This window comes from Lewinella sp. LCG006 (assembly GCF_040784935.1).
In the GTDB taxonomy this organism is placed as follows: Bacteria; Bacteroidota; Bacteroidia; order Chitinophagales; family Saprospiraceae; genus Lewinella.
In genome coordinates this window covers 6911124-6938120 of record NZ_CP160680.1, presented here as the reverse complement: position 1 = coordinate 6938120, position 26997 = coordinate 6911124, and the positions used below count along the sequence as shown (strand labels likewise).

The window sequence follows — 26997 nt, the reverse complement described above, 5'->3', positions numbered from 1 at the left end:
AATCTATTGTACAAAATCCTCCACCTCCACAATCACCCGAATCGTCCGGGACTTCTTAGCCGATTTGGGCGTTGACTTTCGCCACCACTCATCGTCTACTGGTGGCTCGAAGGGCTTGGTGGTTGTTTTGTGGGTGGTTTTCCGGGGCGGGGACTGTAAACCGCCTACCAGGACTTGAAATCCGAAGATCAAGACACCGGTAAGTAGGATGTAGATGACGTACAAGACATCTTTCACTACCACCAGACAGAAAACCACCCCGCGTACCGTCTTCCTTACCCAAAAGGAACGGGTAATTCGCTGCCATCTGACCACAATTACCTGCATGGTGCGAGTAAGCAATTGGTGGGTAGTTGTCAAGAACTCGTTTAATTCTCTGGTTTTGTTCCACCACCACGACTTACCTAATTCCTCGTACCGCAGGGGTTCAAAAGCGGTGGTATTTCGCTGGTAATTGGTGTGTTTTTCCTTGGAGACTTTGATGGTAATTCGCTGCTCTTTCATGCCGTTTGCTTTTTGCGGGTGAACAAACGGGTCCAGGTGTCTACGGGTTCGGGCTCTTCGGGGAAACGGATGCCTTTTTGGCCGTGCATTTCTCTGAGGTAATAATCTCGACCCTGAGAGCGCTCGATCTCCTGGTGGCGGAGGATGCGGTCGTTGGCGATGGTGGCGGCTACGCGATCGGTGTACTCCTCCCAGGTTTCGCTGGGGTTGTGGGCATCCTGGTAAAAGATGGTAATTACGCGGACGCCCATCTTGTGGCCAGACAGTTGGAGCCACTCTTGGTGCTTTTGCGCCCGTAGGACCACCTTTTTGTCATCAGGCGATTGTTGCCACTCGTAGATGTTCTCGAGGCGGTGGCCGTAGTGGTGAAGCTTGCTCCGATAGCTCATTCGTACGTAAAGCAATACGCATCCGATGATCCATGCCACGGTGATAAGAACGGCAGCCAGTGGGCCTATTTTGACCAGCACCAGGAAGTAAATAAGCAGGGTTAAAATGACTAAATATTGCATTTATGATCGTTTTTGGCGTGCGAATTACCTGTAATTACCAGTCAATTACCTGTGGTAACTGGTAATTACGAAAAATGTAATTCTTTGATTTTTAATTAATTACAGTGAAATGGTGGTGAATTACCAGTAATTACCTGCCCTATTCCTCTTCCCCCCTCTCGGTTTCGGTAGGGGAGGTGCGGAAGTTATTGAACAAGGTCCAGTACCGGCGTACGGTTTCGTAGCTGTAGCCCCGCTCGGTGAAGCTATCGGCGGCTTCTTGCGCCGTCATGCCGCTGGCCCAGAGGATCTTCAGGACTTTGCCTTTCTCTACCAGGTAATTCTTGGTCGTTTGCAGGTATTCCAGCTCTGCGGGGAGCAGATTGCTGCTGCGTAGACCGAAGTCTGTCCGATTGCCTACTTGTTGCCAGGTGTGGGTGTCCGAATCTTCGCGGACATACCGCTCGGGCTTCTTGGTAATCCGGTTCGTCTTTACATCGTCGGGGAGGTCGCTTGTCCGTTTTGCTGTCCGCTTTTTGTCGCTGTCCGTTTTGGGACGGGGCTTGCGTGCGTCGCTGTCCGGATCGTAACCAGACAAAGCGAATAGGATCCAATTCATATCGTGTCCGTTTTTTCGTTACGCCTTGCGGCAAATATTTCTACGTAGCTGTAGATCGTAAAGGCGATCAAAGCGGACAAGAGCAGGCTACGTGTCCACTCTTCAAATCCGCCACAAACGGACACCCCCTTGATCAGCTCGCAATGTGCCCAGGGACGGTAGTGCAGCAGGTTGATCGCAAACTCCGCTACGGCAAATGCTCTCAGGTAACCGAGATTGCCCTTGTACAGCGTCATGGCCAGGCCCGTAAACTGGATGCTAAGCGCATACGCCCAGGCTTGCAGCCATTCGCCGCCTACGACCTGCGCGGTATGGTTCATCTGCACGTACATACTCACCATGGCGATTAGTGCCAGCAGAAAGTCTTTAGAAAGTTCGGCGTAATCAATACCTGTCCGTTTGTCCGTTTGGTGGAGGGTGTGCGCTTTGCCGATCGTGTCCGCTTGTCCGTTTTGGGGCTTGTCCGTTTCTAAGGGAAGTCTGTCCGTTTGTCCGCTTGACGGGTTGCTTGTCCGTTTGTCCGTTTTCGGAAAATTGTCCGTTTTGATCAAATCGTGTCCGCTTGTCCGCTTGTCCGTTTCTAAAGAAGATGGTCCGTTTTCGATCTTGTCCGTTTTGGGTGGAACAATGTTCACGGTGTCCGTTTGTCCGTTTGGCGCTTTGTCCGTTTCTAAAGAAGTGGACAAGGTTTGCGCTCCTTCTTCGTGTCCGTAAGTTTCTAAGAGTACCTGGACGGTCTGCTCGTCCATTTCGGCGTGGCGATTGAATCGGCCTTCGACCAGGCCCATTCTTTTCATCTGCTTGCGCAGTGCTTCTATGCTGATTTCTAAGAACTCAGCCAGGGTAGCGGGTTGATTAGGAATTTCCATTAACATCCTGCGTGTGTTTTGAAGTTGTGATAGTGAGTTCGGTCCCGAGGTCGCGATAAGCTTCGAAGACCTTCTGCAACATGGCCATCCGACTCATCTGCGAAGTGTAGGCTTCCAGGAACAGCCCCTCGATGATTTTCAGCTCTTTCCTGATCTTCATGGTTGGAAACTTGGGCGCTGTCGGAAGCATCATGCTCGGATGCGTAATCGGCCCGTTGGTGGTGATGGTCGCTTGCAAGCCGCGAAAGTTCATCTCGATTTTTACTTCGCTCCGCTTGGGCTTCCTCGCCAGGGGCACACTCACCGCCGTAATCAGTAGGGGGCTACCGAAAATGCTCGTTCTGATTTTGTCAAAATTTTCCATTGTGTTTTTGATTTGCAATTCTCATTTTTCTTAGCCGCGGAGGCACGGAGACACGGAGGTTTTATCTCTGGTTGGAACCGTTTCACGGTACCTTTTTGCCTTCGTAGTTAAGTTGTGAGAAATACTGGTTTTAATTGTCGTCGTTAAAATAATCGGCCAGGGCATCCAGCGTACCAAGCACCCGGTTCTCCCACCAGACTTGGTACTGGTAAGCCCAGCGACCCAGTTGGGCAAATGCCCGGTACAGTAGTCTTCTGTGCATAGTTTGTTGTGTCAAACGCTGAGGAGCCTGCGACGATGAAGGGATCAAATCCCTATACCCCTGTCCGCTTGGCCAGGCGGGCTCTACTAAGTACCTAGTACAGTGAGGTTTAGCTTGGGATAGGTCTCCTTTCTGGGAATACTCCTGAGCAAACCTCACTTTAGTTGGTGAGGTCTTTCCAGTAGGGCAAGCCATCCTGATCCCAGTCGCGGAATTCGGCGATCTTTTTGGTGCCGCTTTCGTAGATGGCAGCCCAGTTGACGCGCCCGCCCCAGTTGTCGCCTTTTTCGGTGTTGCGGGTACCGGCGACGAGCCCTTTGAACTTTTCCAAGACAGCGGCCAGCTTTCGCGTTGAGCGGTCTTCAAAGTCTTTGGTCTTCATGCAGTACGGCGGTCGGCCCTGGATGTGGTCGATGAAGTAAATCTTGACGGCGAAGCGCCCAGGGGCGGCTTTCTTCTTGCTTTTCTTGCTAGTGCTTGCGGTAGTTGCCATGATGTTGATTTAAGCAGCTTGTAATTGAGCAATACGCTCCTGGAATTCCCGAATGATATCGGTTCCATATTTCTTACGCAGGGCCTGGGTGAGGACGTGGTAAGCTTGGTCGGGGCCGTATTCGGCACCCGGTAAAAGGCTCTTTTCGTACTGGTTGACGGCTTTGGTGATGGCTTCCTTGCGTTTGGCTTCAGCGATGGCCGCCTGGCTGGCGTTGTACCACTGCTGCGTGACGTGAAAGCCGTGTTCGTTGCGCATATCGAAGTAGCGATTCGGCAGCGGTAGCCAGCGGGTAGGACGAATGTTGTCCAGCTCGCCCAGCTTTTGTTTTCTCAGGGCGGGATCTCGGTCCAACCACTTGCGGGCCATATCCACCCGGCGCAGGAGGATCAACTTGGCTTTGGCATAGCCGCCAGGCTTTACCCACCAGGCCAGGTATTCGGTGATGGCTACCTGTGCTTCCCACTTCACGCTATTGCTCAGCCACTTGTCGCCGTAGAGGGTGGCGTGGGCGTAGGCCCAAACCGAACGACCAATGCGCTCCACCTCGTTCCGATCCGGCAAATCCAGATGGCCAACGGCATCATCCAGGTCGATGGGCAGACTTTCGGCGGGTTCCCGGCGGGGGGGCGCGGCGCAACTCGGGGGGGAAAGTTCCCGACCACGGGCGATGGTGGGGTTCTCGGTCGTTTCGTACCCTGTTCCCTGGTTATCTTGTGCGGCTTCCGTTGCGGCCTTTTCAACAGGCTTTTCGGCCTCTTTCCACGGTTTTAGCGACTTCTCCACATCTTTGATAACCGTAAATGGTTGATTATCAACGCCTGTTGGAGAGGCTGCGCCGCTCTTATTTATTAATTTATTGGTATCCTGTAACAGGTTACCTGTCTCTATATGGCGCAAAGTTTTCACATCAACACAAAAAAAGAGGCTGTTCTGGTTGTCGTTCACCTGCTTGGTTTGCAGGTGCAGGATCATGGGGTTGATGTCCAGCTCGTAGCTGCTATTGGTGCCGTGCCAGGCCGCGTAAGCGATCAGTCCGGCCTCCTCCAGGCGTTGGCGCAGGTTGATGATGGTACGCTTGCTGACGCCCATCTCCTGGGCCAGTGCGCCATTGCTGGTACGCAGGGTCGGCAGTGGCTGTCTGGGGACCAACACACGCCTGCCTATTCCCTGCGCACTCTTCAGGCGATTGTAGTACAATACCAGCAGGTACTCCGCCAGCTTGATGTGGCTGCTCCTGAGGCGTTCGCCCAAAGGCTTGCCCTCGTTGTATTGTTTGACCAAAGGACGCAGACAGTTACGCTTGCTCTTGGTCAGGTGAAGTTCAAAAATGTATTGCTCGGTCTGGGTCTTACACATGGGATAGCATTTTCGGGAGTAGGCAGGACAGTAGCCACCAGAGCGGCCACCGCCTGCCTTTCTCGACCGTTTCGTCTTATTGGTGCTGTAGCTGGGGTGTCTCCACCACTTCCACCGTTAGTTCGTAATAGTATTTGTGGGCCTTCACGCCGTGCTGGCCAGCCGCATTAGCACCCGCCTTCTCATAGCGTTGCTGGAGATCCTTAAACTTGTTGACCTGGGTGATGCGGTACCACTGATGGCCGCCACCGTGCTGCTTGGGCATGTGCCACGGAAAGTAGTCGCCCACCTGCAGCAGCTCATTGGTGATCATGGCTGTTTTATGGCTGCAAAAGACCGGTGGGATACCGTTCATTGGCTCCCATTGTTCGATGATCTTACTCATGTTTTGTGGTATTAAGTACTAGGTATTGGGTACTTAGTATTAGTTCAGATTTTTGGCTTTTACAGATCCTTATACCAAGTACCAAGTACTCAGTACCAAGTACCAGAACTTCAGCTCCTGCTGAAGTTAGTAGGCACCACCACCTCCCCTTCACTCATTTCCGGGGCCAGCTTTTCGAGGTCGGGCCACCAGTAGTAGGTTTCGTTGCCGTTGCGGGTGAAGCGTTGGATGTGGCCCTCCTGGATCAGGTAAGCCAACTTGAGGCGCAGCTTGCCATTGATGGGGATGCCCAGGACAATGGCTGCCTCTTCGGGATTGAGCCAACTGACGATGCCTTTCTTCGCCGCCAGCGTTTCGATGGCCAGCTTGTAGAGAATGGCCGCCTTGAGATCCTGGTCAATGTCCTCGAATTTGCCGAGGGTCGCTAAATCTGCACTCATAATCTTTTGCTTTTGAAAGGCTCCGACCCGTAGGCCGGAGCAGCTACCAACTGACACTGGGATTCGCCCAGCAGGTTATTTTTTAGCAGTTCTCCCTTTGACTTTTTATAGTCACAGTGACAAAGAGATTCTATCGGTGAGTCCTATCAAAAAAAACTCCGTGTCTCCGTGCCTCCGCGGCAAATTATCCTCCCAAGTGAGCACTGCTATATAATTTTTGAGTGGGGCTAAGGGTGGACTGGCAATGGCACCAGCCCACCAACAAAAGATAACCCCATAAAACATGTCTTATTAAGCGACCATCATGGTGCGATCCAGGTATTCCCCTTCTTCCTTGAGGATGGAGTCCGCATCGTCGAGATCGATATTGGTTTTGAGTCCTTTTTTGCGCAGGGGCATCACCAGCTCATCCCACCAGTGGAGGCCCAGTGCGTCACCAACCAGCTTGGCTTGACGAGCTGTCCAGTCATCGGAATTGTTCAAAAGACGGCCCGTTTTGCGGGTGGTTTCCCCGAGCGCAATAGCCAAATCGGCCAGGGTGATGCCTTGGTTATTCATCTGGTCTTCAAACCAGCCGCGAAAATCGAAGTAAATTTTTCCTTGCTGAGTATTCATTTTCGTTGAATTTTTAGCACCTTTATCTAAAGTTTATCCCTAAAACCGATCACAATGAATACACTACCTGCTCACCGCAGGCCGCACGTTCTGTGTGGCTGGAAACGACCTTCGGAAAAGGCACGGCGATTATATTCCGGGTAGAATGGTTATTCTAATCGGTGAATATGTTTTTGTAACCGCAAAGGCTTATATTCGCCTTATATGTTTGTTTAAGACAAATATAAACTCCTTTTGGATTAAAAATCAACTTTTAAGAGAATTTTATCTCTCAAAAAGATAAATTTATTTTTGTATAATGTATTTATCCGAGAACATCAGGCTGTTAAGAAAAGCTAGTGGATTTTCGCAAAAAGAGCTTTCTGATAAATTACAGCTATCAAGTAATCAGGTCAGTAAGTATGAGAAGGGAGATGCTCAACCTCGAATTGAGACGCTGATCTTATTATCTCAGCTGTTTGATGTTGATGTCTCAGACCTTATTCTTCTTGATCTTTCTACGGAGAAGGCAAAAGCACGTCCAGCAACAATCGCTCCTAAGTCCGAAGAAGAACAAGATAAAATGCTCAACGCCCTTAATGACCTCCTCATGAAGCGGGTGATGCAGATCGAGGAAGAGCTGAAGAAGGTAGACCCGGAACGGGCGCGGGAGTTGGGGATAGAATGATAAATTAAAACCTATTATAATGCGCAAATTTTTCTCTCTGTTAACATTTACCGTTTTACTTGCTTGGGGTTGTAACCCCTGCGAATTTGATTGCCAAAATGGTGGCGATTGCAACGATGGCACCTGTGAATGTCCTGAAGAATATGAAGGGGCAGATTGTAGTATACACAAAGATCCGCTTGGAATAAAATTCCTAACGATTGAAGCTAGTAATATACCTGCTCTGAATCCTGATAATGAAAGTTGGGATGCCGATGGTTCTGGTCCTGATATTGTCGTAGCGTACAGGCGGAACACCTACTATGGCGACCTTACCCCTGTCACAACTGATTTTAATGGAAGTTCCATGGCTCATACAGGTTATGTGAGTCTTGTAAATCGCGGAGATAATCCTCTTTACGAATATTACATTGGCGTATTCGATAAAGAAGAAGGATCAGGAGTCGATTCTTTTGAATTAATCGGCGAATACCGTTTTGACATCAGTGAACTTGCTCGTTCTTCCAATTATGGCACTGAACTACATTTTGAAGCGCCAGGGCTTCCTACGATTGATTTGGTGGTGGAGTATTGGTATGAGGATTAGTTGAATAATCGCTGCGCTTAATAACTGACGTCCCCTCTAATCTAGAGACAATGAAAAATGTAAGTGAACTGGTCGATTTTTGTGCTAACGTTGATAATGCCACCCTGGAAAAGGTAGTCGATCAGATTTATACGCATCAGCCCTTCGTGGTATCGTTATTCCTCGGCTATAAGGATGACGTAGATATGTTCCAACTAGATGAATTACTCCGGATTCTCATTGTTATTTGGCTCTTCTTTGAAGATCACCCGAGGGTAAAGCAAAAACGCATCACCCAAAAGATGTTTGAAGCCAGACAGAAGAAAAATGTGACCTTCCTTGATTACATGGATGGTGAACCTTCCCAATCTGCCAAGAATCAGCTGGTAGCGGAGAACCTCAAAGCACTTCACTCAAAAGAATTGTGGACCATGGTCTTCTACAAGTTTAAAGAAGGTGCCGCTCTAAAAACACTCGATCCGCAATTATCAGGCATCATATTGATCGGTATGAAATCTTTGATGGAGTGTTTTGAAGAGGTTGTTTGAGCGACGAGCTGAAGGAGGTCTGTTTAGCTATTCACCAAGGTTTTTAAGGCAATGTTAATCACGCTCATTAGTAATTACTAATCGGTTTTTCTCCGATTAGTTGCGTATTCCCTTTTCCTTCTTTTTCTTTCCTAAAACAATTTTTCATTTCTTACGTAAACAGTATCTTGTAGCTCTACTAGAAGATATCAAAGTATTCGATAAAGATTGAATCCCTTATCTAGAGACCAAAATCTTGCTTTTAGTCCTTTAATTAGAAGTAAAATTTGAAACATAGATTCACGTAAAACAGGATTGAGTTGTCACTGCGCGACTAAAACTATATGCTTAAAACGATTAACTTCCCTACGAGTAACGAATATCGAACCGGTTCATCTAATGAACCTATTGCGTTCTTTTTGGAGGTGCTTCCAAATAGCATCCGCTTTGATTTGCTGCTAGGGTATTTTAGTTCTTCCGCAATAAATCTTCTTTCTTTAGGCTTTGCTCAGTTTTTATACAATGGAGGAACTGTCCGAATGGTAACTAATCACATTCTATCTCCAAATGATAAACGAGCTGTAGTGGAGGGGCTCCAAGCCCAAGCTTCTCAGTACGAGTTTTCAATAGGAGATTATGAGCGTATAAAAATGACACTTGACGAGTATGGCCGTCATTTCTTTCACTGTCTTGCTTGGTTGTTTGCGTCCAAAAAGATCGAAATTTTAATCGTAAAACCTAGAGGTGCTAGGGGGATTTCTCATTACAAGTCAGGAGTTTTTTATGATAAAAGTGGAAGAGCTGTCAAATTCAAATCTTCGTGTAATTTTACCGCATATGGCTTGATGGAAAACTTAGAAGAATTGGAAGTTAAGCGATCTTGGGATTCAAAATCAGAACAAACGGCAGTTGAAGAGTATGAACAATATTTCAGGTCGATTTGGAATAAGGAAGCCTCTTTCGTAGAATACCTTTCCACTAATGATGTGGAGCATGCTATCATGAAAGATTTTGGCGACCGGTCGATCGAAGAATTGATGGTAGACGAGCAGAAATTACTCCGAAAGAAACGCCAGGTACTTGGTAATTATGAAGTGCGAAAGATCATAGACCGATTAGAACAGGACGTAGAGCAAAGAGTTATCTCATTTGTAAAGGAACCTTTCTTTCCCTATGAAAAGCCAAGAGCCTACCAGGATGAAGCATATACCAATTGGAAAGTAAGGGGGTTCAAAGGTGTTTTTGCTATGGCCACAGGTACTGGTAAAACACTTACTGCACTCAATTGTGTACTCCGAGAACAAAAAAAAACGGGAAGCTATCGTGTGATAGTTATTGTTCCAACAATTGAATTGGTAAACCAATGGGTAGAAGAAATCAAGGGCTTCAACTTCGAAAATATCGTTCAAGTTTCTTCTCAAAACAAAAATTGGCGGGAGGAAACTCAAATGGTCACTGTGTTGTCATCCACGAAAGAGAATTATTCATTTTTTGTAGTAACAACTTATCGTTCTTTTACCCACCGAAGGTTTCAGAAGTTGTTGCATAAATTTCCTAAGGATACCATCCTGATTGCTGATGAAGCTCATAATTTAGGATCGAATAGTATCTTGCCTTTGCTTGAAGATTTTCCTTTGGCAAAACGGATTGGGCTTAGTGCTACGCCCGAACGGGTCTATGATGAAGAAGGCACAAAAGCTATTGATGCTTTTTTTGATGACCATCCGCCTTATACCTTTGAATATTCAATGGCAAGGGCCCAAGAGGCAGGTTTTCTTTCTAAGTATCTGTACTACCCAATTCTGGTAGAGCTTACAGCAGAAGAGCTTGAGAAATATACTGAAATCAGTGCGAGTCTTGCCAAGTTTTTTGGTTCTGATTCAGAAGAGTCTAATGCTGCAAAGGAAAGGCTTTTGTTGCTACGTAAACAGATTATACACAAGGCAAGTAATAAACTTTCAGCTTTTGATGATTTGATCAAGTCATTGAAAGAAAAAAACAAGCTCAATTACACCCTTGTATATGCGCCGGAAGGCTATTTTGATGATCTATTCGACGATTCGGAATCTTTAGGTTCCTTTGATAAAGAAGAACATAGAATTTGTGAATTATATGCCAACCGTATTCGTCGAATATCGCCTGAGACGAAGATTTCGCTTTTCCATGCCGGAACCAAAGACCGTGCATTTACTTTGGACCGTTTCGCTCAATCAGATCTAGATATCTTGGTTTCCATGAAGTGCTTAGACGAGGGCGTTGATGTACCAAGGACTGAACAAGCCATCTTTTGCGCTAGCACTGGAAATCCCCGACAATTCGTGCAACGGCGAGGGCGTATATTACGTAGATCGACTGATAAGCATCTTGCAACCATTTATGACATGGTGGTAGTGCCTAGTATAAGCCGCAGAGTAGGCAACTACAATACTGAAAAGCGGCTGATTGAAAACGAGTTAAAGAGGGTTTACGAATTTGCCGGTTTGGCGCTTAACCAAATGGAAGCTCTGGAGCGAGTGCAACCAGTTTTAGACCTTTATGATATTGACAAACAGATATAAATGAATGCAAAGGAAATTCTAAGGGCAATGCTCTCTAATGAGAAGCTAATGGAACAATATAATTACACAAAGCGTGAGGTTGTCAACATAGATTTTGAACCTCCGCATGATAATGAGTTTTTGAGGTTTATGCAATCCGCTGTGAAAATCATGGACGAAACACAGGAAGAAACCTCTCGTGTCATGGCCAACCGTTTGATTAAATTTTTCGAAGAAAACTATAGCTATGAAGATCCTGAAAATTGAGTTGGAAAACTTCATGTGCTACAGTGGCACAAGGAATGTTATTCAGTTTACAGAAGGTTTAAATCTTATTCTAGGAGGAAATGGTTATGGAAAGACCAAACTCTATGATGCTTTTAATTGGGTGTTATTTGATAAGATCACAGATCAGGATGGAAGGTTAACCCTCTCTACTCAATCGATAAAAGAAGGTCTGATATCCAAGAGGGCATTGGCTGAAGTTGAGGACAACAAAGAAGTAACTGCTGTAGTGAGGCTGGAAGTCGTCAATGATAAAAGCAAACATATAATCTTAGAGCGCAGCTACAAAACGATGAAGCTTTCCGGGATGGAGTTCTCCGGATTAGGGAAAAGTACTCTGGTAATTAGTGAGAAAGATGAGTTTGAATACAAGCCTTTGGCCTTAGATGGTCTAACTGGTATCGATGAATACATCCGAGAGCAGATTATTCCTCTAGATATCCTGGAGTATCTTTGGTTTCAAGGAGAACGGGGGATCAAAAGAGCAGTAGATACTTCGAGCACGACAAAGCTACAGCAAGTAATCAATAAGCTTTCCTATATAGATACCTGGGAGCGGTTTATAAGTGCAGCTATCGATACTGACCGCCGGACAAAGGATAAATTTGACAAAGCGGTAAGGAGGTCTGATAAGAATCAAGAGAAGTCCAATAAACTTCAAAGTGATCTTCAGTCCATCCAAGATAAATTAGCTAAAGTTGAAAAAGAGCTAGGGATCAATAAGCGAGAGATCGAACGTGCAGATGAGCAAATAGATAATTTGAGTATGAGCGAAGGAGTAAGAGATGACCTCCGTAACCTCAGTGATGAAGAGAATAAACTAAAAAGGGAGCTAACAGAAACAGAAAGGGAATACAATGACATATTGGACAAGGCAAATCGTGACCTCTTTGAGGATTTCTGGGTGATCCATGGTACCGAACACATGGCAAAAAAGTTCGAAGGCCTAAGAGAAGACTACATATATAGTAGACATGAAGATAGGAAGCGGGCTGAAAATGGGCTACCTCCTATACCTAAAGGGCACCCAACCGCAGCCCACCTTAACAAGATGCTAAAAGACGAACATTGTAATATTTGTAACCGCCCGGCAGAAAAGGGGAGCGAGGCGTATGAGCATATTAAGAAGTTGCTTCCAGAAAACTACCCCAGAGTAGAAGACAATTTTGATCCTTATCATCATGAAGGCTCTTTGCAAAACCTTAGTAGCTCTAAATATAGAGTTACTCATCACTCTGAGGACTTCGAAGCTGCTTCGGCAAAGGTCACTCAACGGTATTTTATGCTGAAAGATAAGTGGAAAAAACTTGAAGAAGAATCGAGAAAGACGGAGGAACAAAAAGCAATTCTTCTTTCGCGGTATGGGTTGGAGTCCGTAGAGTCGGGTATGAGGCAAGGAGAACAATATATGTTGTTGGGTGAGAAAAAAGCTAAGCTTAGTAAGGAAATTGGGAGGCTTGAAGTCCAAAAAGAGGAGCTTTCGGAAGAACAAAAGAAAAAAAATAAAGATTTGGAGAATTTGCTTGGAGATGAAATGGATCCAATTTTGTCTAAGCAAATGAAGTACTTCGAAAGCCTGCTCTCTGCCGCCAAAGAAGCTAAAGAAGCTCAGTATAACAAATTAGTAGACCTCTTGTCTAGGGAAACTAATCAACACTACGAGGCTATAAATAAACATTCTGGTGCATTTTTTGGGAAGGTAGTTTTCCGGCAGAACAGCAAGGGGGGATATTTCCCGGAAATACAAAATGAAAATGGCGAAAGTGTTACGAGTGGGATGAGCACGTCCCAGCTTTTATCCATGCAGTTTTCTATTCTCTTCGCTATCCTCAGCGCCAATAAAGAATATGGTTACAACAAGCGCTATCCTTTAATTGCCGATGCACCCAATTCGGCCTTTGACGCCAAAAAGAAGAAGCATCTGCTTCGGCAGATTGGTACTACCTTCGAACAGTCAATAGTCATGATGTTTGAATACTTGGAGAATGACCCGGACCGTGCAAATCGGTATAAAGTGGATGAGGGAGGTTTATCCGAGTTAGTGGACACTATGCGCAAAGAGGGTGTCAACGTAAATATCATTATGTTAGATGTACCAGATGGAATTAACTCTCGTGACATAAACGAGCTTACTGTACAAATCAAAAATCTCTGATGCCATGGAAGAAACCATCGTACATAAACTGATGATCAAAGAACCGAAGTTTGCTAAAAGGTATGAGCACTTATTTGAGCGTTTTTCCAGAAAGTGGGGTGGCTCCGAGCAAGACCGGCGTGATCGAGTGAAGGTTTTTGCTAAAAACTACGAGCTGTACATGTACGCCTTTTTCCTTGGGCTTAGAAAGCATAAAAGTGTTAAATTGGAAAGCCCTGAAAAGAGCAGTTCCAATGTTATGGCTATAAGGGATTGGAAGCCGGAAGCGCTGAGGGATTATTTGGTAGCCTGTACTTTAGCTGAGGACGGCACACCCTTCCGGGATTATGATTTTATGATGGAGGCGGAGTTGGACAAGAAATCTTTGGAGCTCAGGGAAATCGTAGAAGCCTATACTAATGGGGGATTGGCTATCTTGGAAGAGGAATTTAAGCAGGATAAAGCTTATTTTGATAAGCCGTTTTCTTTTACGGAGTTTGTGTTTGAGTGATTAATTATTCTCTTTTAAAGAGAAAGACTCTGACATTACTATATACAACTCATCTTCCACATCCAATTTACTTATAACGAATTATTGCATAAAAAAATGAAAGTCAGAGGTGGGGCGGAGTACCTATAATAAATTCCTGCGATCACAAGGCTAGAGTAGAATGACTAGACCTTGCGAAACTCTTGAGGTATTCTATACCTTGATCTAAGGTATAGAATACCACGTTGCTTGTATCATGAACCATTTTGTAGTACCGGTCAAAACTAGAATCCTTAGGCGATTTTTCATCTACTAAGATGATGGTTTTTCCCTGAGCCTTAGCAAATCCGACTTCTAGTGCAAGCCCATACCCAGAGGGATTATCTGTTTCCATGTATCCAAAAAGTATGTCGCTTTGCCCTAGAAAATGTAAATCCCAAGTGGTATACTCCCTGCTATTGTTCTCTAAACCATGCTCTCTTGGGTTAAAAAAGATAAACTCATCATCAAAAGCTTCAATGACTTTTTTCTGCCAGTCACTCCGTAAACCTCCAGCGAGATAGATTTTATTCTTCATCTTGCTTTGCCTTAGTTAAGTAAGCGGTGAACATGGAAAAAGGTACCCGTATTGCAATGCTGTAGAATCTTCTTCTTGTTTTACCGAGAAAGATTGTAAATATAACGAGAATAAAGCAAAATGTAAGAATACAACTATTCTGGTTGCATGCCAGAAGAGGCTTTAATCTTGCTGAAAAAAATAAAACGCCTCCTAAAATTACATAAAAAATAAACACTGTACTCAAGTGTCTACACAAATCTGCTCGAAAGGTAAATGTATAAATTTTAGTGTTGTCAGATTCCGATATATATGACATTAAAAGATTCCTGACATCTCTAACTCTTTCATTTATTTGATAGTCAAAATTTTTAAGATGTACTCGTAGTAGTTGGTTTGAGAGCTTCCATGCCTCACCCTCTTTAATTTTCTTATAGAGGTTGTCTTGGAAAGCTTCGAAAGATTGTAAACTCCAATCCTTATCCGGCTGATGCTTTTTGTACCATTTTAGAACACACCATCCGTAGTAAATCTTTCCAGAAAAAATTGAGTCCCTGAATTCACTAGCACCATAAATTATATAGCCTAAGACATAGGCTATCAGAATTAATAAGGGGGCTTGGTACGAGCCATCTATTTTGACCGATACTTCGTTAAGGATTTTATCATTCAATGTAACAGATAAGATGAATACGAATATTAAACCGGGGATAAGAAAGCCAAGTACTTCTAAGAAGAACTCTTTGACAATTAGCAAAGCTTCAGAAAATTTCATATCATTCTGCATTGTCACTCAATGATCTGAGTGTTTGGTGAAGCAGTCGAATTTCAATCGATTAATTTATTTGCTTCAGCAATTTCCTTTTGCAGTTTTGCAAATAAATGTTAGGTTACACATTGTAAACCACTTATCACTGAGTCGTTATTCAAAAATCCAAGGTGATATTTCATCCCACACAAGGCCAAGTAAGTTTTCCGCCCTTGATTCAATTATTTCTTTGCTCCAAGGTGGAGTGGACGACAAAAATCCAACAATTGGAAGTTGGTTTCCATCTTGAAGAACTGACATAGTTTTTTTTCCAAAATTAAAACCTCTAGATTCCGCTTTTTCTATTGCTAAAGATAACTCTTCAGGCGTACCGCTGGCAAAAGCTTCAAATAATATTTTTTTATCTTCCCATGACCTATCACCTAATACTGAATTCTCTTTTTGTGGCAATAGAATTAGATTGCCAATACAATCTTTTGTATGTGGCTGAGTATATATGTCCTGGTCCCACCCTGGTTTTGGGCCGCTTTCAGGGGCAATGTGCTCTAGTGTACTCATTTCTAATCCTCTCCAAATACTTACATTCATCAAGTCTACCTCTCGGCTAGGACGAGTTTTCCTTAATTTCCACGGATCATTTGGATCTTGTCTTGCATTATGAAAAGCACTTAGTAGTAGAAATCTACATAGAGGCCCCGAATGACTATACAAAGGTTGTACTGCTGCTCTTTCAATCCATGACTCTTTTTCTGTGATATTTATTCTAGGTTTTGTCAACCAATCTTTGAGATATTCTTTAAAGGTTGAAATTGAAACAATATTTCTACCTTCAACAAGTCCTACATTTAAGGGGACATGCGTTGGCGGATTTGTTCTTCGCCTAGGGCCATTCTGCATAATACCCCGTAAGTCACTATCAATATTTGCAGTTCCACCTGTAAAAGCTCGTCTCAGGACAACAAAAGCAGTCAATGCTTTCACTGCGTCCGAAAACAAACTGTACTCGCTTTGTTCCAAAGCAGAAAAATAGAACCTAGCCAGAATTGGAATAGAAAGAGCATTCTTTAAATCCCTTAAGAAAGTCAGGCACAAGCTTACTAATTCCCTTTCCGGTATATTATGTTGTAGTTCTAAGTTATCACTTTCCCAAAAACAGCGCCGGTACATAGCGACTTCAGCAAGGTTCTTAGTAAAAAGTCTTTTATTTGCTGAACTTTGATTATCTTCTCCAATACCGTCATATGAATTTTTTAAATATCTTCTTTGGTCGTCTAAACTTTTAGAGCGCTTTTCTCCATTTTTATAAAGAGCAAAAGTAACTACTAATTCTTTTGCTGCATTTTGTTTCTTGGTCGTGCCTGTAAATGATTCTGTATATCTTTCAATTTCTTTAAAATGCGATTCTGACTCTGAATTTTCATACCGACCTACAGTCTTTTCATATCTGATTACTTGCGGCTTGAAGGTTTGAATTGCAGTAAGAGGAGCTCCTGTAGTATTAAGTGCATCAAAGATGTCAAAACCATATTTTTCGTCAGTAACCTTTACTAAGGTAACTATTACATTTTTCATTAGAAAGCTAACAAATGATAATAACCTAAGTATTCCTAGTATTTCAGGATAGTTTGTAACAGCTGATAGTAACCTCTGAGTATCAGCAATTTCAGCAGGTAGCTTTTCGAACAGCATTCTTAAACCAGGTCTTGAAAAATCATTTATATTAGTGAGCTGTATTGATGTGTCATCTGATTCAAAATCAGGGTCAGATGCTGATATTACCTCAATCAGACTACTAATTATTTGAATATTTTTCTTTATAGTTTTGCCTTCGTCTGTACTCGGAAAAGAGAAGGTGGGAAGAAAACCATTGGATGGCCTTGGTGAAGCAGTTAAATAGTCGTGAGAAAAATCAAATAAAAATTTTGCGATCAAGGAAATGTATTCTGCGTCTCTGTATGACTTAGCCCTATTATCTTTATGCCGAATAATTCTAGGAAACGGGAAGAAGGTTACTCCGTCGGGAGACAACTGTCCTCTTATAAAATTTAGCAGTTGAATTTGCAAATAATCTGCTTCTTGATCTAGCCATTGTTTAATATCTCTATGTGTTAGGTCAATTAGTTGCCTCTTATGCTTTTCAATCGTTTCATATAACAAACATGCTACAATTGATATGGTGGTGAGTCTTTGTTGGCCGTCAATAATGCTAAGTGATCTACCATCAAATGACAACTCTCTAGATTGTTCATCTAGCACAATTACAGTGCCCAAAAAGGATAAAGAATTTGGATCTGTCTTCGACCAATAAAGACCAGATGATATATCTTCAAACAGGCGACTAATATTGTTTTGATCCCAGTCATATGGTCGTTGATAGATAGGGATTTTGAACCCGGCAACTCCACCTTCACAGTTGTAAAGATCAGCAAGAGAAACGGCCTCTGCCTCAAATATAGAATCTATATTGCGTTGTGGCATAATTTTAAAATTATATAAAACAAGCCGCACACCCCTCACCCTCAGCCTCTTCAATTCGATCTAGCAAGTAAGGTGAGTTTGAATTAGCTGCATTTCGTTCTTGTTTAAGGATATAATCAGCTTTTATTTGCGCAAGTCGTTTAGGTTCAATAAGGTCAGATAAACTTTCATTATCCATCCATGTAAACCCGTCTTTCTCGTATTCCATAGCTTTTGCAAATCGGTCAGGATGTTGCTCGTAAAGCCAAACCCATTCAATTTTCTGCTGGAAAAAGCAGAAGAAGCACCCAGAGCGGCTACGAGCATAGGTTCCCTTATTATTTCCGTCCTCAAACGGTATTTCTTTGTAGTAAGCAGGTACACCAACACCGCTATTTTCTAAAATTTCAAAGATGTTATCTCTTATGAGGTTATCTTCATTGTCAATCAAAGGAAAATGGTCAACCTTGGAAAGAGGGTAGTCGGTAAATTCTTTAATAAAGCGAAATACAATATGATTAAAATCCTTGACGCCAAGATTAAGAAGCAAATCTAGTTTATGCTTCATGTCTAGCGAAAAGGAAAGAGGTGTAGAAACCACTTCTAAGATTCTGTCCAAGCGATCTTTGTCATCTACTTGGTTTCGATAGAATTCTGCAATAACTTCTACTGCATTATTCGCGAGGACCTTCTTAATTACATCTTCGCTCCAAATATTACGGCGAAAAGGAAAAATCGATTGGATATTATTTTTCCTTGAAATGTAACCTTCACGATCTTCATCACCTCTAATGCCTACGTAGGAGATCACTGGATCGTCTCCAACAAATTTCTCAAATGGATCTAGCTTAAGTTTTTTAGTACACCAACGAGCATTCGAAGAAGGCAGATAGCCTCCATAGACCTGCAAAAAGTGATCAAATGGATTGAGGTGACTTTGATCTGCTCCACGTAATTTTATGATAGAGAAGCCAAGGTAAGATTCCAGGTTCTTTATCAATTGATAAGTTTCCTCAAGCTCTTTACCTGTATCACAGAAGTAATACTCAAGCCCCATGTCACCATATAAGTCGGAAAGGTAAATTGCCAATGCTGAGCTATCTTTTCCTCCTGAAATTCCAATTACGTGTCTAACATTACTCATCTAATAACTCTTTTAATACTTCTGCAATAACGACAATCGAAATGGATTTATCCTTACCAAGTGTTGCTAAAATAGCATCTTTTTCTGATTTTGCCTTTGCTTGCTTGGTAGGACTTAACTGTAAAACCTTTCGTATCCTTCCTTTTTCAGTAGTTTGGATATCCACTAGCATTAAGTTGGTTGTGTCAGAACCCTCCCTTGATGCTTTAGAAATATCACGGAGGTTATCAAGTTCTTCCAACATCCCTGTAAATGACTGGTAAAGTACGGCTTCCTCCTTATCATTAATCTTGTCTAGTGTTTTACCAATCACTCCTTGGCTAAGAGAGCTTAACCAGGGGGAGTATTCTAGGTCCGAAATAAGCCGTTGATAAAAGCTTTGTTGTTTCCTTGATAACAAGGACAACTGAAGATTCGAAAACCTCTTTTCTATACCTTCTTTGGGGCTGTCGTATCCAATAACTGCGTTAATATGGTCACTAAACCTAGACTCTAATCTATCAAAAGAGGTCCTAAGGTCTGTTATTGCAAGTTCAAGCTTTTTAATAAATGCCTCGGCTTTTTGGGGATCTTGAGCTAATTCGCCTTTACTTGTCCCTAAGGCCGCAGGTATATCTTTCAAAAAGAGTGCCTCTGGATCTTTAGCTTTTGCTATTAATTCTCTAATACGCTGTGCGTCCTTACTTATTCTAGTTGTTACTTTAGAGTAAGCAGGTAGATCACGATATAGTCTCAAGAAAGGCCGAATCGTTTCAATTAGTGTTGCATTGCTAGGTAAGGCCTCTACTAACTGAACGAACTCACGGTAATACTTAAATAATTCAAGATCAATACCATTTACTTGAAATGCTTTAATATAGTATTGGTGTGGATATCTAAGCACAATATCGAGGGTTTCAGCTGACAACACAGGAATATATGCGTCATCATGATAAAGTGCAAAGTCATTCCTCTTGATGAATAAGAATAGTGGTAACCAAAATTGGGTAAAGCCGTATTTTAGTTTTAGAGGAGGCTGAGATAAAAGTTCCACTAATTCTCTAATACTCCTGCGTCCGGATTGTGTTGACTCTAAAAAACCAGTACATTTCCCCCAAATGCTAGAAAAAGATAAATCTTCTGGAGCTTTTAATGAATAATTTCCATTCTTATCAATATGGATCATCCCTTTATCTTTTACTAATGAGTAAAAGATAGATTTTGCAGGAGGGAACAAGTTCTTTTCAAATCCCCAATCTTCTTGATCATAGCTCTCAATCATTTGGGTCATGAATACTCTTTGAGCTCCTTTTATTGCTCCACTAAGTTTAGTCTTGTTGATGAGTTCACTACTTAAACTAGGGGTTTCGTTATAAACTCGATCAGCAATTTGAGAAAGCTTTTGATTTAGATCACGCTCACTAGCAATTTGACAAACACCTTCTTTGTCTATCCAAGAGACTGAACTCCCTGAATTTCCGAACCGGTTTATCACATAATGATTAAGTAATCGTTTTTGGTGATTTAAAATGTTTTTTAATTCTCTGACGGCAACTGTGTCGTCTTGGTTGTTTTCAATAACTTTTTCGACTTTTTTGATGTCGAAAAGTACTTTCTGGATATCGGTTGTGTTTTGGTAAAGACAATACAAAATAGGAGCATTCTGCTTTTTTGCCTTGTCAATTAATTCCTCTACGGTCAATTCATCATTGAAAACGAGATTGATATATCCGTCAATCTCATCGGTAATCCGTTCATCCGTAATGTCGTCTGAAATGACGTATTGAAAAAAGCGAGGAGTTCCTTTTTGATAATAAATAGACTTAGCTAGTACTACCTGGAAATCAAAATATTCTCTTAGAGGCCCCGCAATATTACTAAACCGTTCAATCAGGTTTCCTGCCTCGTCAATTGCTAACTCTATATCTAGGTCAGTACCTTCAAATAACTTATAACGATTATTGTACTTGGTAAAGCGAATGATTCTATTTTCGACTAATTTATCAATTATAGCTTTTGAGGTCTTGATCCCTAAGGCTCTTTTGCCGTAAGTTGTCAAGAACTCCTCATCTAAAATCATCGAGCCTTTCCCAAAAATACTCAATAACCCAATTGTCTTCAATAACGCTTCGGCATCAGGTAGATTATCATCGAAGACTCCTTCTGCACGTTCAAGACTTACGGATATAGCGGCCCATTGGACGAAGTGTGGGTTATGTTTAGTATTAATTACACTAAACGAGTGCTTTAAGTAGTCGTAGACATCAGCAATAGAATAGTAACTACTTTTTCGCTCCTTGGTGATCCCTAAATGATCACTGCTTTCAAGAAATGAGAACAGCGATCGCTCATTTTGGCCATATCGCTGGAGCGCTAATGTAAGCACGGCGGCAGAAAGTATGTCTAAGGGCAAAAGCTTCTGAGCAATGTCCTCTGTAAGGTAATCTCGAAGAGGGAAGCTCTGTGATCGTTTAATTGCTTTAAAAAGAGGAGCAAATCCGGGAGGTTTACTATCGATTTCTAAGGACAAGCGCTCAGATGCGAGAAACAGTAATTGCTCTACAGGCTCGTTAAAGGTTACTTCTTGGAAACGGCCTTGTACCTTGTTCCACTCTGATTGTTGTTGTTTAGTTAAACGATAACCGTAGGCACTGAAATTTTGATGTAGTGTTGCAATAAAAAGCAGATTCCTTTTCTCATCATTGATGTATTCTGCTAGCTCTTGAATGAAATACAACTCTTCGTCAGGATCGTGTTTAGCAGCGTATTCAAGAAATTTTCCAAACTCGTCCAAAACAATTACGAGGTTCTTGTTTTTCTCACGTTGCTCTTCATAAAGGGCATGTATTGCGTTTAAAACACTATCGGTATCGTAGTCTTCATTTGGTTGGAATTCTTCAGCAAAAGCTTCTATAATAGAACGATATTCTCCAACAATATTTACTACATGAAATCGATCTAGTTCTAAATCAGAGGGCAGCTCAAAATAACTTTTGCTTTGAGATAGTGTCTTAGAAAAAGCCCAAAGGAAGATTGATTTACCTGAACCATACGCACCCACGATAACGTGAGATCTTGCACCGCTGTACAATCCGCCAACGATTTTACTTGCCACTCTTTTAGCGTTAGGAGTGGGGATGTAAGAGAGAGACTTACGCCGATCTCTTTTTATATTAACTGAAGGCGAATAGCCTTTATTAGTTGTAGTACTCATCTAAGATCCTAGACTTTTCTAAGGGTTTTGAAATTTGTAGAACTCTATTTCCTGCTGTCTCAGAATAGGAGCATTCGGGAAAATGGCTGCAGATCTCTTCAATTTTTTGATATAATCCTTCCTGGCTTAGAGCGAAAACACTACCAGGAGAATTTCTGGAAGAATACAAATCCTGGAAAGTAATAGTGGTGCCAAAATCATCATTGTCCAAAATAGCATAGAGTACTATTTGCCAAGGAAGATTTTCTCTGAATTCGGCTTCAATAGAATAATAAGTATGCACCTCTTCTCTTAAGAGGTCTTGTTTCGAAACTTCTTGCAGTAGATTTAGTTCGTACAGCAATCCACTAAAGCTATCCTCAATCTCCGAACGTTTACTAAAACTAGGAGGTAGATAATTGTTTAGCAATACTCTAATGTCCCGCTTAACGGTATTTCGGTTGTAAGCATTACTGTCTTCGGCGTCACAATATCTTTCAATATATTTTTGCAAGTGCTCAAACCGGAATTCGGGCTTGATTCTTCGGAAGTCATTAAAGACTAGATCATAAATAGTTGCCCGGCCTCTAGCGACTAAATGGTAATGAAGTAACCAAATAGAGCCTAAGGATTCTAGATAAGGATCCTTCCCGTCGATAAACAAATACTGACCAAGTGAAGTTAATTCGTCATTTTCGTCAGTGACATCAAAAGCTTTAAGCCAAAATCTAATTGCCCTTACCATATTCTTACCAACACCAAGCGTAACAATAGCTTGGTCTTGGGAGAAGCTATTTTCTTTATCATTTACAAAATCAGCGCCCTTTTTAAGCCAAAATTGCTTGCATGTAAAAGACTCGTGTCCTGAAAAACTTATCCTTCCCATATCGAATTATGATACCTCTTGAATAGAAACATTTTGTTTTTTAAGCCACTGCAAGTTACACATATTTGTGGTTAAACAAGTCGGAGTTATGCGAAGTTTTAATCACTTTGGTTGAGATTAATTCTTTCCGGTGCATATCCGCCCCTCACATACGCTTGATCTTCTTAATCTTCTTAATCTCCCCCTGAAATCTATACCGATAATTCCGCTTCCTCACCTCATCCAGAAAGGAGGCCTATATAAAACCTAAGACCTTTCCCCCTCAGGAGCTCAGCGGTTTTACGATCCAGATGGTCTGTTACATCCAGCCCCAAACCCTTACACCCTCCCAACCCTTACACCTTTACACAAACCTAACTGTTAATGTTTAAAACAAAAACCACAAAACACAAAATGTTTTATATATTGCCCTCCTTAATGATACTATGACGGTCTTTTCGCGTAAGACGAAAGTGAGTTCGCAAAGCGTTTTATAAGAAAACTGTATGCTGATCAAAGCAGAGCCTGTAGGCGATCTACCGGTGATTAGTCGCCTACTCCAATCGACCGGTTTGTCCCAGCGCGTGGACAAGCACTATCCTACTCATCATTTGTGGCAGGGAACCAGTATTGGCAAGACATTGGAGGCTTTTCTGGTCTATATTCTGAGCGAGAACGATCATCGACTGTACAGCGTAGAAGACTGGGCTTTGGGCTTGGAGCGCACGTTGAGTTGGCTTTTGGATGAAGCTGATTTTCAGGCTGCTTATCTCAGTGATGACCGTTTGGGTAGTCTGCTGGACTACCTGTCTAAGGACGATGAGCGCTGGATGTCCTTTCAGCGCGATCATAACCAATCGCTAATTCGGTTTTACGATCTGGACAACGGTACTGATCAAGGTCCCCTTGATACGGTGCGTATCGACAGTACCACGGCTCAAAGTCATCGAGAAACAGAAGGCATTTTTCAGTTGGGGCATAATGCCACGGGTTTGGCCCTACCTCAGGTAAAATTGATGCTACTGGCTATAGACAAAGCCAACCTGCCACTGGCTCTGAACGTGGTAGCAGGGCAAAACAGTGACGACAAGCTTTACGTGCCAGCCTTGGAACAGGCCTGGGAACAAGGTCTCAAGTCCAAAGGAGTACTGGTAGTGGGAGACCGCAAGCTGTGTAATCAGTACAATATGTGTTTCATTGCTGACAGCGGCAACTACTACTTGGGCCCATTGGCTCAACGACAATACTCACGAGAGGAATTAATGCAAGCCCGTGAGTGGATTGAGCAACAACAAGAGCCCGCCGAACGCGTAATGCGTCAGGCGGCGGGAAGTAAGGATTCACAAGCCATCGCGCTGGTTAAAGAGCTGCCCGCACGTGAAATCATCTCCGCTGACGGCACGATTCACACCCAAAGGCTATTCGGGGTATGTAGCTTGAATCTACGCAAGCGCCAAGTTGCCCAACTAGAGCAACGCTGCCAGACCGCTTGCCAGGAGGTCAGACTGCGCTTCACGCGCAACCGAGGTCGTAAAACGATCAAGTCGGTAGAGGAAGCTGAACGAACCATCAACAAGATACTGGACAAGCACAAAGTCGCTCACCTATACAGCTGGAAGATCACACTATCTCAGGACCCGGCCGAACCTTGCAGTGTGGAACTTACACTGGACGAGCAGCAAAACAACATCGAACAGCAACTGGCCGGATGGCGCGTGATGGCCACTAACGCTCCTTCGGATAGACTCTCGGCTTGCGAGGTGGTACTTTGTTACTGGGAGGAGTATCGTATCGAGCAGCATTTTCATTTGCTGTTGACCAAATGCACCTCGCTTACGCCAATCTTCCTGAAAAAAGAAAATCGCATCCAAGCCATGTTGCGCATACTAATGCTGGCTCTACAGTACTATAATCTGTGGCAATACACCATCCGCCAAACACTGAAAAGCGAACAAAACAGCTATCTTACCAATCTGGTGCCCGGCAATCCCGGCCGCAAAGTTGAGCGACCTACCACATCGCTGGTCTTAAGCGCGTTCCGAAGCGTCCAGATGATCTACATAATGACTGATGATCACAAAGCCAGCGTACACTTGCAGGGCATCGAAGAACATCACCTGAGGTTGCTTAAGATGATGCGATTGCCAACAGATATTTATCGTCATCCATGGGAGGCGTGAACTCACTTTCGTCTTACGCGAAAAGACCGTATGAGTTTCCAGCCATGAAAAAAGACGTTTCCAAGCTCCGTGAAACGGTAGGTACCCCTATGCTACCACCGAAAAAGCGGCTCAACATATTGCTGCGCTTGCTCCAGTTTTTGGGGAAGGAAAAGGAGGAGGCGAAGCAGAAGAAGGGAGGTAAGTAGGGGAGGAGGGCAAGACTGCTTATCCCTCTTCTTGTTTTTGATGGCCATCTTCTGTTTCCGCATATACATCTTCCCAATGCTTCGCAAAATAATCCTGCAAAATCCGGTGCCGGAACCGCCAGGAGCCGCCGTCGGATTCCAGGATATTGTTTTTGGTGGCTTCGTTGAGGAAATCTACCAAGCGCCAGGGGAGGAGCCCTTTTTTGTAGAGGATGTATCTGAGGTGGAAGTGTTGGATAATGGAAAAGTGGAGCGACCACATGGAGGCGTAGAAGCGTTGGTAGGGGTGGTGAATTTTTAGATATGATCTATTGCTATCTAATATATAGCCCAAACCCCTGACCAAGATATGGACTAGACTACTGACTAGACTGGTTACCAGACCAGCTACTAGACCAGCTATTGGATTAATAGTAAAACCAACGGCTATCCCAAAGACTAAGCCAGCTATTAGGCCAGCGACGAGAATAAGTCTAAAACTATTTTTGAAGCTAATTTTTAATAAAGAAGGTGACCATACTAATTTATCCTTGGTTTCAATGTCTATGTCTGTTTGTATCGCTATAATTATATTTCTCTTTTTTATTCCTTTAACTATCATTCCAAATAACCCTACAACTAGTCCTACTGCTAACCCTAAAGCTAACCATACAACGAACCCAAAGTATAACCCATACAACAACCCGGAGAACAACAAGGAGGCTAGCCCGGTAAGGAGACAAGAGATAAGCCCAGAGCATAGCCCAAAGAGGAGGGATAAAGTCAAGCTGTAGCTTAAGCTAGCGATTAGGAAGAAGACAAAGCTTTGCGATAAAATTTGTTTTTCATTTAAATTACACCAATGGTATTGGAAACTAGATAATTCAACGTCTACCAAATTGTATCGATTCATCCTACTTGCCAAAAACGCTAGCCATTTTCTCACCTGTTCTCGGGAATAATCACCTAATTTATTGGTGGCATCATCTACGAAAGCAGCAATAATTTCTTGTTCTATTTTTACTATTTTGTTGGAAGTGAATTTAAATTCTTCTAACACCTTCTTAGAAGCAAAAAGTAACTGTATCGTATTTAGATAGAAAGGAACTATTAGAACCTTTGCTAAAAGTGCATCTTTCGCTATGGCATCCAATAGACCATTTGCTTCTGGCGATGCAGTATCCTTTAATCCCTGTTCAATTTGTGTTAAGGTAAGTGGATTGACCATGACTTGGCCATTTACAGGGGCATCCACCGTGTCCGTATATTCCCGAATGCGAGAGCAAATAACGAACCTAGCCTGATTGCTTTTTCCGTAATTGGCTACGGCATTCAAAAATACAGAGCGCTCTTCCTCCGCTACTTCATCGAGACCATCCAATAGGAGTAATAGCCGCTGCTCGGTGATCATTTGCCTTGCCAGCGCTTTAGAAAACCCCATTTGCGGGAGTAATTCTAGGAGCCACTTTTCTACCGAAGAAAAGCGTGATCGCCATGTGGCAATATTTATGATAAATGGAATCTGCGCTTCGTCTCGCTCAAGTAATTTAATTGCCAATTGGAGAAGTAGGGTTGTTTTGCCCGCTCCTGGTTCGCCAATAATAAGTAGACGTCCTCGCTGCTGATCAAAAATTTCGATCAACTCTTTCTTGAGATCACTGATACGTAGGCTTTTGTTGTAGATGTGGCCCTTGGTCGGCGACCCTTCACGAGTGTACGTCACTTCCAGTTCGATGGGAAACCTACTGGCTAGCTTGCTATCAATGCGCTTTTGGTAGCTCTCAAGCAAACTGCTACGAATCTTTTGCAGATTATCTTGTGAGACGTTTTCTAACGGAGTTTCTTTTACTTTTTTGCCGAATAAACCATCTGCTTCGCTCCAGTATGTGTAAGCAAGTAAGGCTAGCAATCCCACACCTATGATGATGTAATGATAGTTTTTCCCCAATTTACCTTTTAAAGAATCAGCCAAATCACCCCCAACCAATTCAGGAACCAGACTCACAATGATGATGATCACCAGGAGCCCAAAGAAGGTAAGTAAGGGTTTTAATCGATTTTTCACCGGATGAAAATAGTAA

26 protein-coding genes are annotated in these 26997 nt (G+C 43.0%); 8 read left to right on the top strand and 18 right to left on the bottom strand.

Features of this window, described 5'->3' with window-relative positions:
- Window positions 1-3 precede the first annotated feature (3 nt).
- The 11 genes from AB0L18_RS25455 to AB0L18_RS25405 all read right to left on the bottom strand — a co-directional run bounded on the left by AB0L18_RS25455 (window position 4) and on the right by AB0L18_RS25405 (window position 6401).
- Window positions 4-504: a hypothetical protein gene (locus AB0L18_RS25455; protein ID WP_367390139.1), complete on the bottom strand. Its 501-nt coding sequence runs from the start codon at window positions 502-504 to the stop codon at window positions 4-6.
- Entirely contained in the window at window positions 501-1016 is a 516-nt protein-coding gene (locus tag AB0L18_RS25450; RefSeq protein ID WP_367390138.1) for a hypothetical protein, read from the bottom strand. Before AB0L18_RS25450 ends, AB0L18_RS25455 begins: the two co-directional genes overlap by 4 nt.
- Window positions 1017-1155: 139 nt before the next feature.
- Window positions 1156-1614, bottom strand: a complete 459-nt coding sequence (locus tag AB0L18_RS25445; RefSeq protein ID WP_367390137.1) for a hypothetical protein — start codon at window positions 1612-1614, stop codon at window positions 1156-1158.
- Window positions 1611-2489: a hypothetical protein gene (locus AB0L18_RS25440; RefSeq protein WP_367390136.1), complete on the bottom strand. Its 879-nt coding sequence runs from the start codon at window positions 2487-2489 to the stop codon at window positions 1611-1613. Before AB0L18_RS25440 ends, AB0L18_RS25445 begins: the two co-directional genes overlap by 4 nt.
- Complete coding sequence (locus AB0L18_RS25435; protein WP_367390135.1) at window positions 2470-2847, bottom strand: hypothetical protein; 378 nt, start codon at window positions 2845-2847, stop codon at window positions 2470-2472. Before AB0L18_RS25435 ends, AB0L18_RS25440 begins: the two co-directional genes overlap by 20 nt.
- A 130-nt stretch (window positions 2848-2977) precedes the next feature.
- Window positions 2978-3109 (bottom strand): hypothetical protein, encoded by a 132-nt coding sequence (locus AB0L18_RS25430; protein WP_367390134.1) that lies wholly within the window; start codon window positions 3107-3109, stop codon window positions 2978-2980.
- Window positions 3110-3269: 160 nt separating this feature from the next.
- Window positions 3270-3602, bottom strand: a complete 333-nt coding sequence (locus AB0L18_RS25425) for a hypothetical protein (protein ID WP_367390133.1) — start codon at window positions 3600-3602, stop codon at window positions 3270-3272.
- A gap of 9 nt (window positions 3603-3611) precedes the next feature.
- On the bottom strand, window positions 3612-4961 hold the full coding sequence (locus tag AB0L18_RS25420) for a helix-turn-helix domain-containing protein (protein ID WP_367390132.1): 1350 nt from the start codon (window positions 4959-4961) through the stop codon (window positions 3612-3614).
- Window positions 4962-5037: 76 nt separating this feature from the next.
- Window positions 5038-5346: a hypothetical protein gene (locus tag AB0L18_RS25415; protein WP_367390131.1), complete on the bottom strand. Its 309-nt coding sequence runs from the start codon at window positions 5344-5346 to the stop codon at window positions 5038-5040.
- Window positions 5347-5456: 110 nt separating this feature from the next.
- Window positions 5457-5843 (bottom strand): hypothetical protein, encoded by a 387-nt coding sequence (locus tag AB0L18_RS25410; RefSeq protein ID WP_367390130.1) that lies wholly within the window; start codon window positions 5841-5843, stop codon window positions 5457-5459.
- 234 nt (window positions 5844-6077) lie between these two features.
- Complete coding sequence (locus AB0L18_RS25405) at window positions 6078-6401, bottom strand: hypothetical protein (protein WP_367390129.1); 324 nt, start codon at window positions 6399-6401, stop codon at window positions 6078-6080.
- Window positions 6402-6699: 298 nt separating this feature from the next.
- Here AB0L18_RS25405 and AB0L18_RS25400 point away from each other — a divergent pair, with 298 nt between their 5' ends.
- The 7 genes from AB0L18_RS25400 to AB0L18_RS25370 all read left to right on the top strand — a co-directional run bounded on the left by AB0L18_RS25400 (window position 6700) and on the right by AB0L18_RS25370 (window position 13627).
- On the top strand, window positions 6700-7068 hold the full coding sequence (locus AB0L18_RS25400; protein WP_367390128.1) for a helix-turn-helix domain-containing protein: 369 nt from the start codon (window positions 6700-6702) through the stop codon (window positions 7066-7068).
- Window positions 7069-7087: 19 nt separating this feature from the next.
- Entirely contained in the window at window positions 7088-7654 is a 567-nt protein-coding gene (locus AB0L18_RS25395; protein ID WP_367390127.1) for a hypothetical protein, read from the top strand.
- 50 nt (window positions 7655-7704) lie between these two features.
- Window positions 7705-8181 carry a hypothetical protein gene (locus tag AB0L18_RS25390; protein WP_367390126.1) on the top strand — a complete coding sequence of 159 codons (477 nt, stop codon included), beginning with the start codon at window positions 7705-7707 and terminating at the stop codon, window positions 8179-8181.
- A 323-nt stretch (window positions 8182-8504) separates the two neighbouring features.
- Window positions 8505-10718 carry a DEAD/DEAH box helicase family protein gene (locus AB0L18_RS25385; RefSeq protein WP_367390125.1) on the top strand — a complete coding sequence of 738 codons (2214 nt, stop codon included), beginning with the start codon at window positions 8505-8507 and terminating at the stop codon, window positions 10716-10718.
- Window positions 10719-10964 carry a hypothetical protein gene (locus tag AB0L18_RS25380; RefSeq protein ID WP_367390124.1) on the top strand — a complete coding sequence of 82 codons (246 nt, stop codon included), beginning with the start codon at window positions 10719-10721 and terminating at the stop codon, window positions 10962-10964.
- Entirely contained in the window at window positions 10945-13137 is a 2193-nt protein-coding gene (locus AB0L18_RS25375; protein WP_367390123.1) for an AAA family ATPase, read from the top strand. The genes AB0L18_RS25380 and AB0L18_RS25375 overlap by 20 nt, the downstream gene beginning before the upstream one ends.
- Window positions 13138-13141: 4 nt before the next feature.
- Window positions 13142-13627: a hypothetical protein gene (locus AB0L18_RS25370; protein ID WP_367390122.1), complete on the top strand. Its 486-nt coding sequence runs from the start codon at window positions 13142-13144 to the stop codon at window positions 13625-13627.
- A gap of 142 nt (window positions 13628-13769) precedes the next feature.
- On the opposite strand, the gene AB0L18_RS25365 is transcribed toward AB0L18_RS25370, so the two are convergent.
- The 6 genes from AB0L18_RS25365 to AB0L18_RS25340 form a co-directional block, all read right to left on the bottom strand.
- Window positions 13770-14183, bottom strand: a complete 414-nt coding sequence (locus AB0L18_RS25365; protein WP_367390121.1) for a nucleoside 2-deoxyribosyltransferase domain-containing protein — start codon at window positions 14181-14183, stop codon at window positions 13770-13772.
- On the bottom strand, window positions 14173-14937 hold the full coding sequence (locus AB0L18_RS25360; RefSeq protein WP_367390120.1) for a hypothetical protein: 765 nt from the start codon (window positions 14935-14937) through the stop codon (window positions 14173-14175). The genes AB0L18_RS25365 and AB0L18_RS25360 overlap by 11 nt, the downstream gene beginning before the upstream one ends.
- A gap of 147 nt (window positions 14938-15084) precedes the next feature.
- Entirely contained in the window at window positions 15085-17409 is a 2325-nt protein-coding gene (locus AB0L18_RS25355) for a DUF262 domain-containing protein (protein WP_367390119.1), read from the bottom strand.
- A gap of 10 nt (window positions 17410-17419) precedes the next feature.
- Complete coding sequence (locus AB0L18_RS25350) at window positions 17420-18532, bottom strand: phosphoadenosine phosphosulfate reductase family protein (RefSeq protein ID WP_367390118.1); 1113 nt, start codon at window positions 18530-18532, stop codon at window positions 17420-17422.
- A complete protein-coding gene (locus AB0L18_RS25345) occupies window positions 18525-21725 on the bottom strand; it encodes a hypothetical protein (protein WP_367390117.1) in 3201 nt (1066 codons plus the stop codon). Before AB0L18_RS25345 ends, AB0L18_RS25350 begins: the two co-directional genes overlap by 8 nt.
- Window positions 21709-22590, bottom strand: coding sequence for a DUF4007 family protein (locus AB0L18_RS25340; protein ID WP_367390116.1), 882 nt, complete (start codon window positions 22588-22590; stop codon window positions 21709-21711). The genes AB0L18_RS25345 and AB0L18_RS25340 overlap by 17 nt, the downstream gene beginning before the upstream one ends.
- Window positions 22591-23075: 485 nt before the next feature.
- Between AB0L18_RS25340 and AB0L18_RS25335 the strand changes: the two genes are divergently transcribed.
- Window positions 23076-24749, top strand: coding sequence for an IS1634 family transposase (locus tag AB0L18_RS25335; protein ID WP_367390115.1), 1674 nt, complete (start codon window positions 23076-23078; stop codon window positions 24747-24749).
- Between the two features lie 207 nt (window positions 24750-24956).
- On the opposite strand, the gene AB0L18_RS25330 is transcribed toward AB0L18_RS25335, so the two are convergent.
- Window positions 24957-26981, bottom strand: coding sequence for an NACHT domain-containing protein (locus AB0L18_RS25330; protein ID WP_367390114.1), 2025 nt, complete (start codon window positions 26979-26981; stop codon window positions 24957-24959).
- Window positions 26982-26997 lie beyond the last annotated feature (16 nt).

What these genes read in the sequence shown, in the direction of transcription:
- AB0L18_RS25440 (WP_367390136.1), bottom strand. Translation starts at nt 2,489, where the DNA reads ATGTTAATGGAAATTCCTAATCAACCCGCTACCCTGGCTGAGTTCTTA.
- AB0L18_RS25360 (WP_367390120.1), bottom strand. Translation starts at nt 14,937, where the DNA reads ATGAAATTTTCTGAAGCTTTGCTAATTGTCAAAGAGTTCTTCTTAGAA.
- AB0L18_RS25375 (WP_367390123.1), top strand. Translation starts at nt 10,945, where the DNA reads ATGAAGATCCTGAAAATTGAGTTGGAAAACTTCATGTGCTACAGTGGC.
- AB0L18_RS25400 (WP_367390128.1), top strand. Translation starts at nt 6,700, where the DNA reads ATGTATTTATCCGAGAACATCAGGCTGTTAAGAAAAGCTAGTGGATTT.
- AB0L18_RS25355 (WP_367390119.1), bottom strand. Translation starts at nt 17,409, where the DNA reads ATGCCACAACGCAATATAGATTCTATATTTGAGGCAGAGGCCGTTTCT.
- AB0L18_RS25365 (WP_367390121.1), bottom strand. Translation starts at nt 14,183, where the DNA reads ATGAAGAATAAAATCTATCTCGCTGGAGGTTTACGGAGTGACTGGCAG.
- AB0L18_RS25450 (WP_367390138.1), bottom strand. Translation starts at nt 1,016, where the DNA reads ATGCAATATTTAGTCATTTTAACCCTGCTTATTTACTTCCTGGTGCTG.
- AB0L18_RS25445 (WP_367390137.1), bottom strand. Translation starts at nt 1,614, where the DNA reads ATGAATTGGATCCTATTCGCTTTGTCTGGTTACGATCCGGACAGCGAC.
- AB0L18_RS25455 (WP_367390139.1), bottom strand. Translation starts at nt 504, where the DNA reads ATGAAAGAGCAGCGAATTACCATCAAAGTCTCCAAGGAAAAACACACC.
- AB0L18_RS25395 (WP_367390127.1), top strand. Translation starts at nt 7,088, where the DNA reads ATGCGCAAATTTTTCTCTCTGTTAACATTTACCGTTTTACTTGCTTGG.
- AB0L18_RS25345 (WP_367390117.1), bottom strand. Translation starts at nt 21,725, where the DNA reads ATGAGTACTACAACTAATAAAGGCTATTCGCCTTCAGTTAATATAAAA.
- AB0L18_RS25405 (WP_367390129.1), bottom strand. Translation starts at nt 6,401, where the DNA reads ATGAATACTCAGCAAGGAAAAATTTACTTCGATTTTCGCGGCTGGTTT.
- AB0L18_RS25380 (WP_367390124.1), top strand. Translation starts at nt 10,719, where the DNA reads ATGAATGCAAAGGAAATTCTAAGGGCAATGCTCTCTAATGAGAAGCTA.
- AB0L18_RS25390 (WP_367390126.1), top strand. Translation starts at nt 7,705, where the DNA reads ATGAAAAATGTAAGTGAACTGGTCGATTTTTGTGCTAACGTTGATAAT.
- AB0L18_RS25425 (WP_367390133.1), bottom strand. Translation starts at nt 3,602, where the DNA reads ATGGCAACTACCGCAAGCACTAGCAAGAAAAGCAAGAAGAAAGCCGCC.
- AB0L18_RS25335 (WP_367390115.1), top strand. Translation starts at nt 23,076, where the DNA reads ATGCTGATCAAAGCAGAGCCTGTAGGCGATCTACCGGTGATTAGTCGC.
- AB0L18_RS25350 (WP_367390118.1), bottom strand. Translation starts at nt 18,532, where the DNA reads ATGAGTAATGTTAGACACGTAATTGGAATTTCAGGAGGAAAAGATAGC.
- AB0L18_RS25370 (WP_367390122.1), top strand. Translation starts at nt 13,142, where the DNA reads ATGGAAGAAACCATCGTACATAAACTGATGATCAAAGAACCGAAGTTT.
- AB0L18_RS25435 (WP_367390135.1), bottom strand. Translation starts at nt 2,847, where the DNA reads ATGGAAAATTTTGACAAAATCAGAACGAGCATTTTCGGTAGCCCCCTA.
- AB0L18_RS25430 (WP_367390134.1), bottom strand. Translation starts at nt 3,109, where the DNA reads ATGCACAGAAGACTACTGTACCGGGCATTTGCCCAACTGGGTCGCTGG.
- AB0L18_RS25385 (WP_367390125.1), top strand. Translation starts at nt 8,505, where the DNA reads ATGCTTAAAACGATTAACTTCCCTACGAGTAACGAATATCGAACCGGT.
- AB0L18_RS25415 (WP_367390131.1), bottom strand. Translation starts at nt 5,346, where the DNA reads ATGAGTAAGATCATCGAACAATGGGAGCCAATGAACGGTATCCCACCG.
- AB0L18_RS25340 (WP_367390116.1), bottom strand. Translation starts at nt 22,590, where the DNA reads ATGGGAAGGATAAGTTTTTCAGGACACGAGTCTTTTACATGCAAGCAA.
- AB0L18_RS25420 (WP_367390132.1), bottom strand. Translation starts at nt 4,961, where the DNA reads ATGTGTAAGACCCAGACCGAGCAATACATTTTTGAACTTCACCTGACC.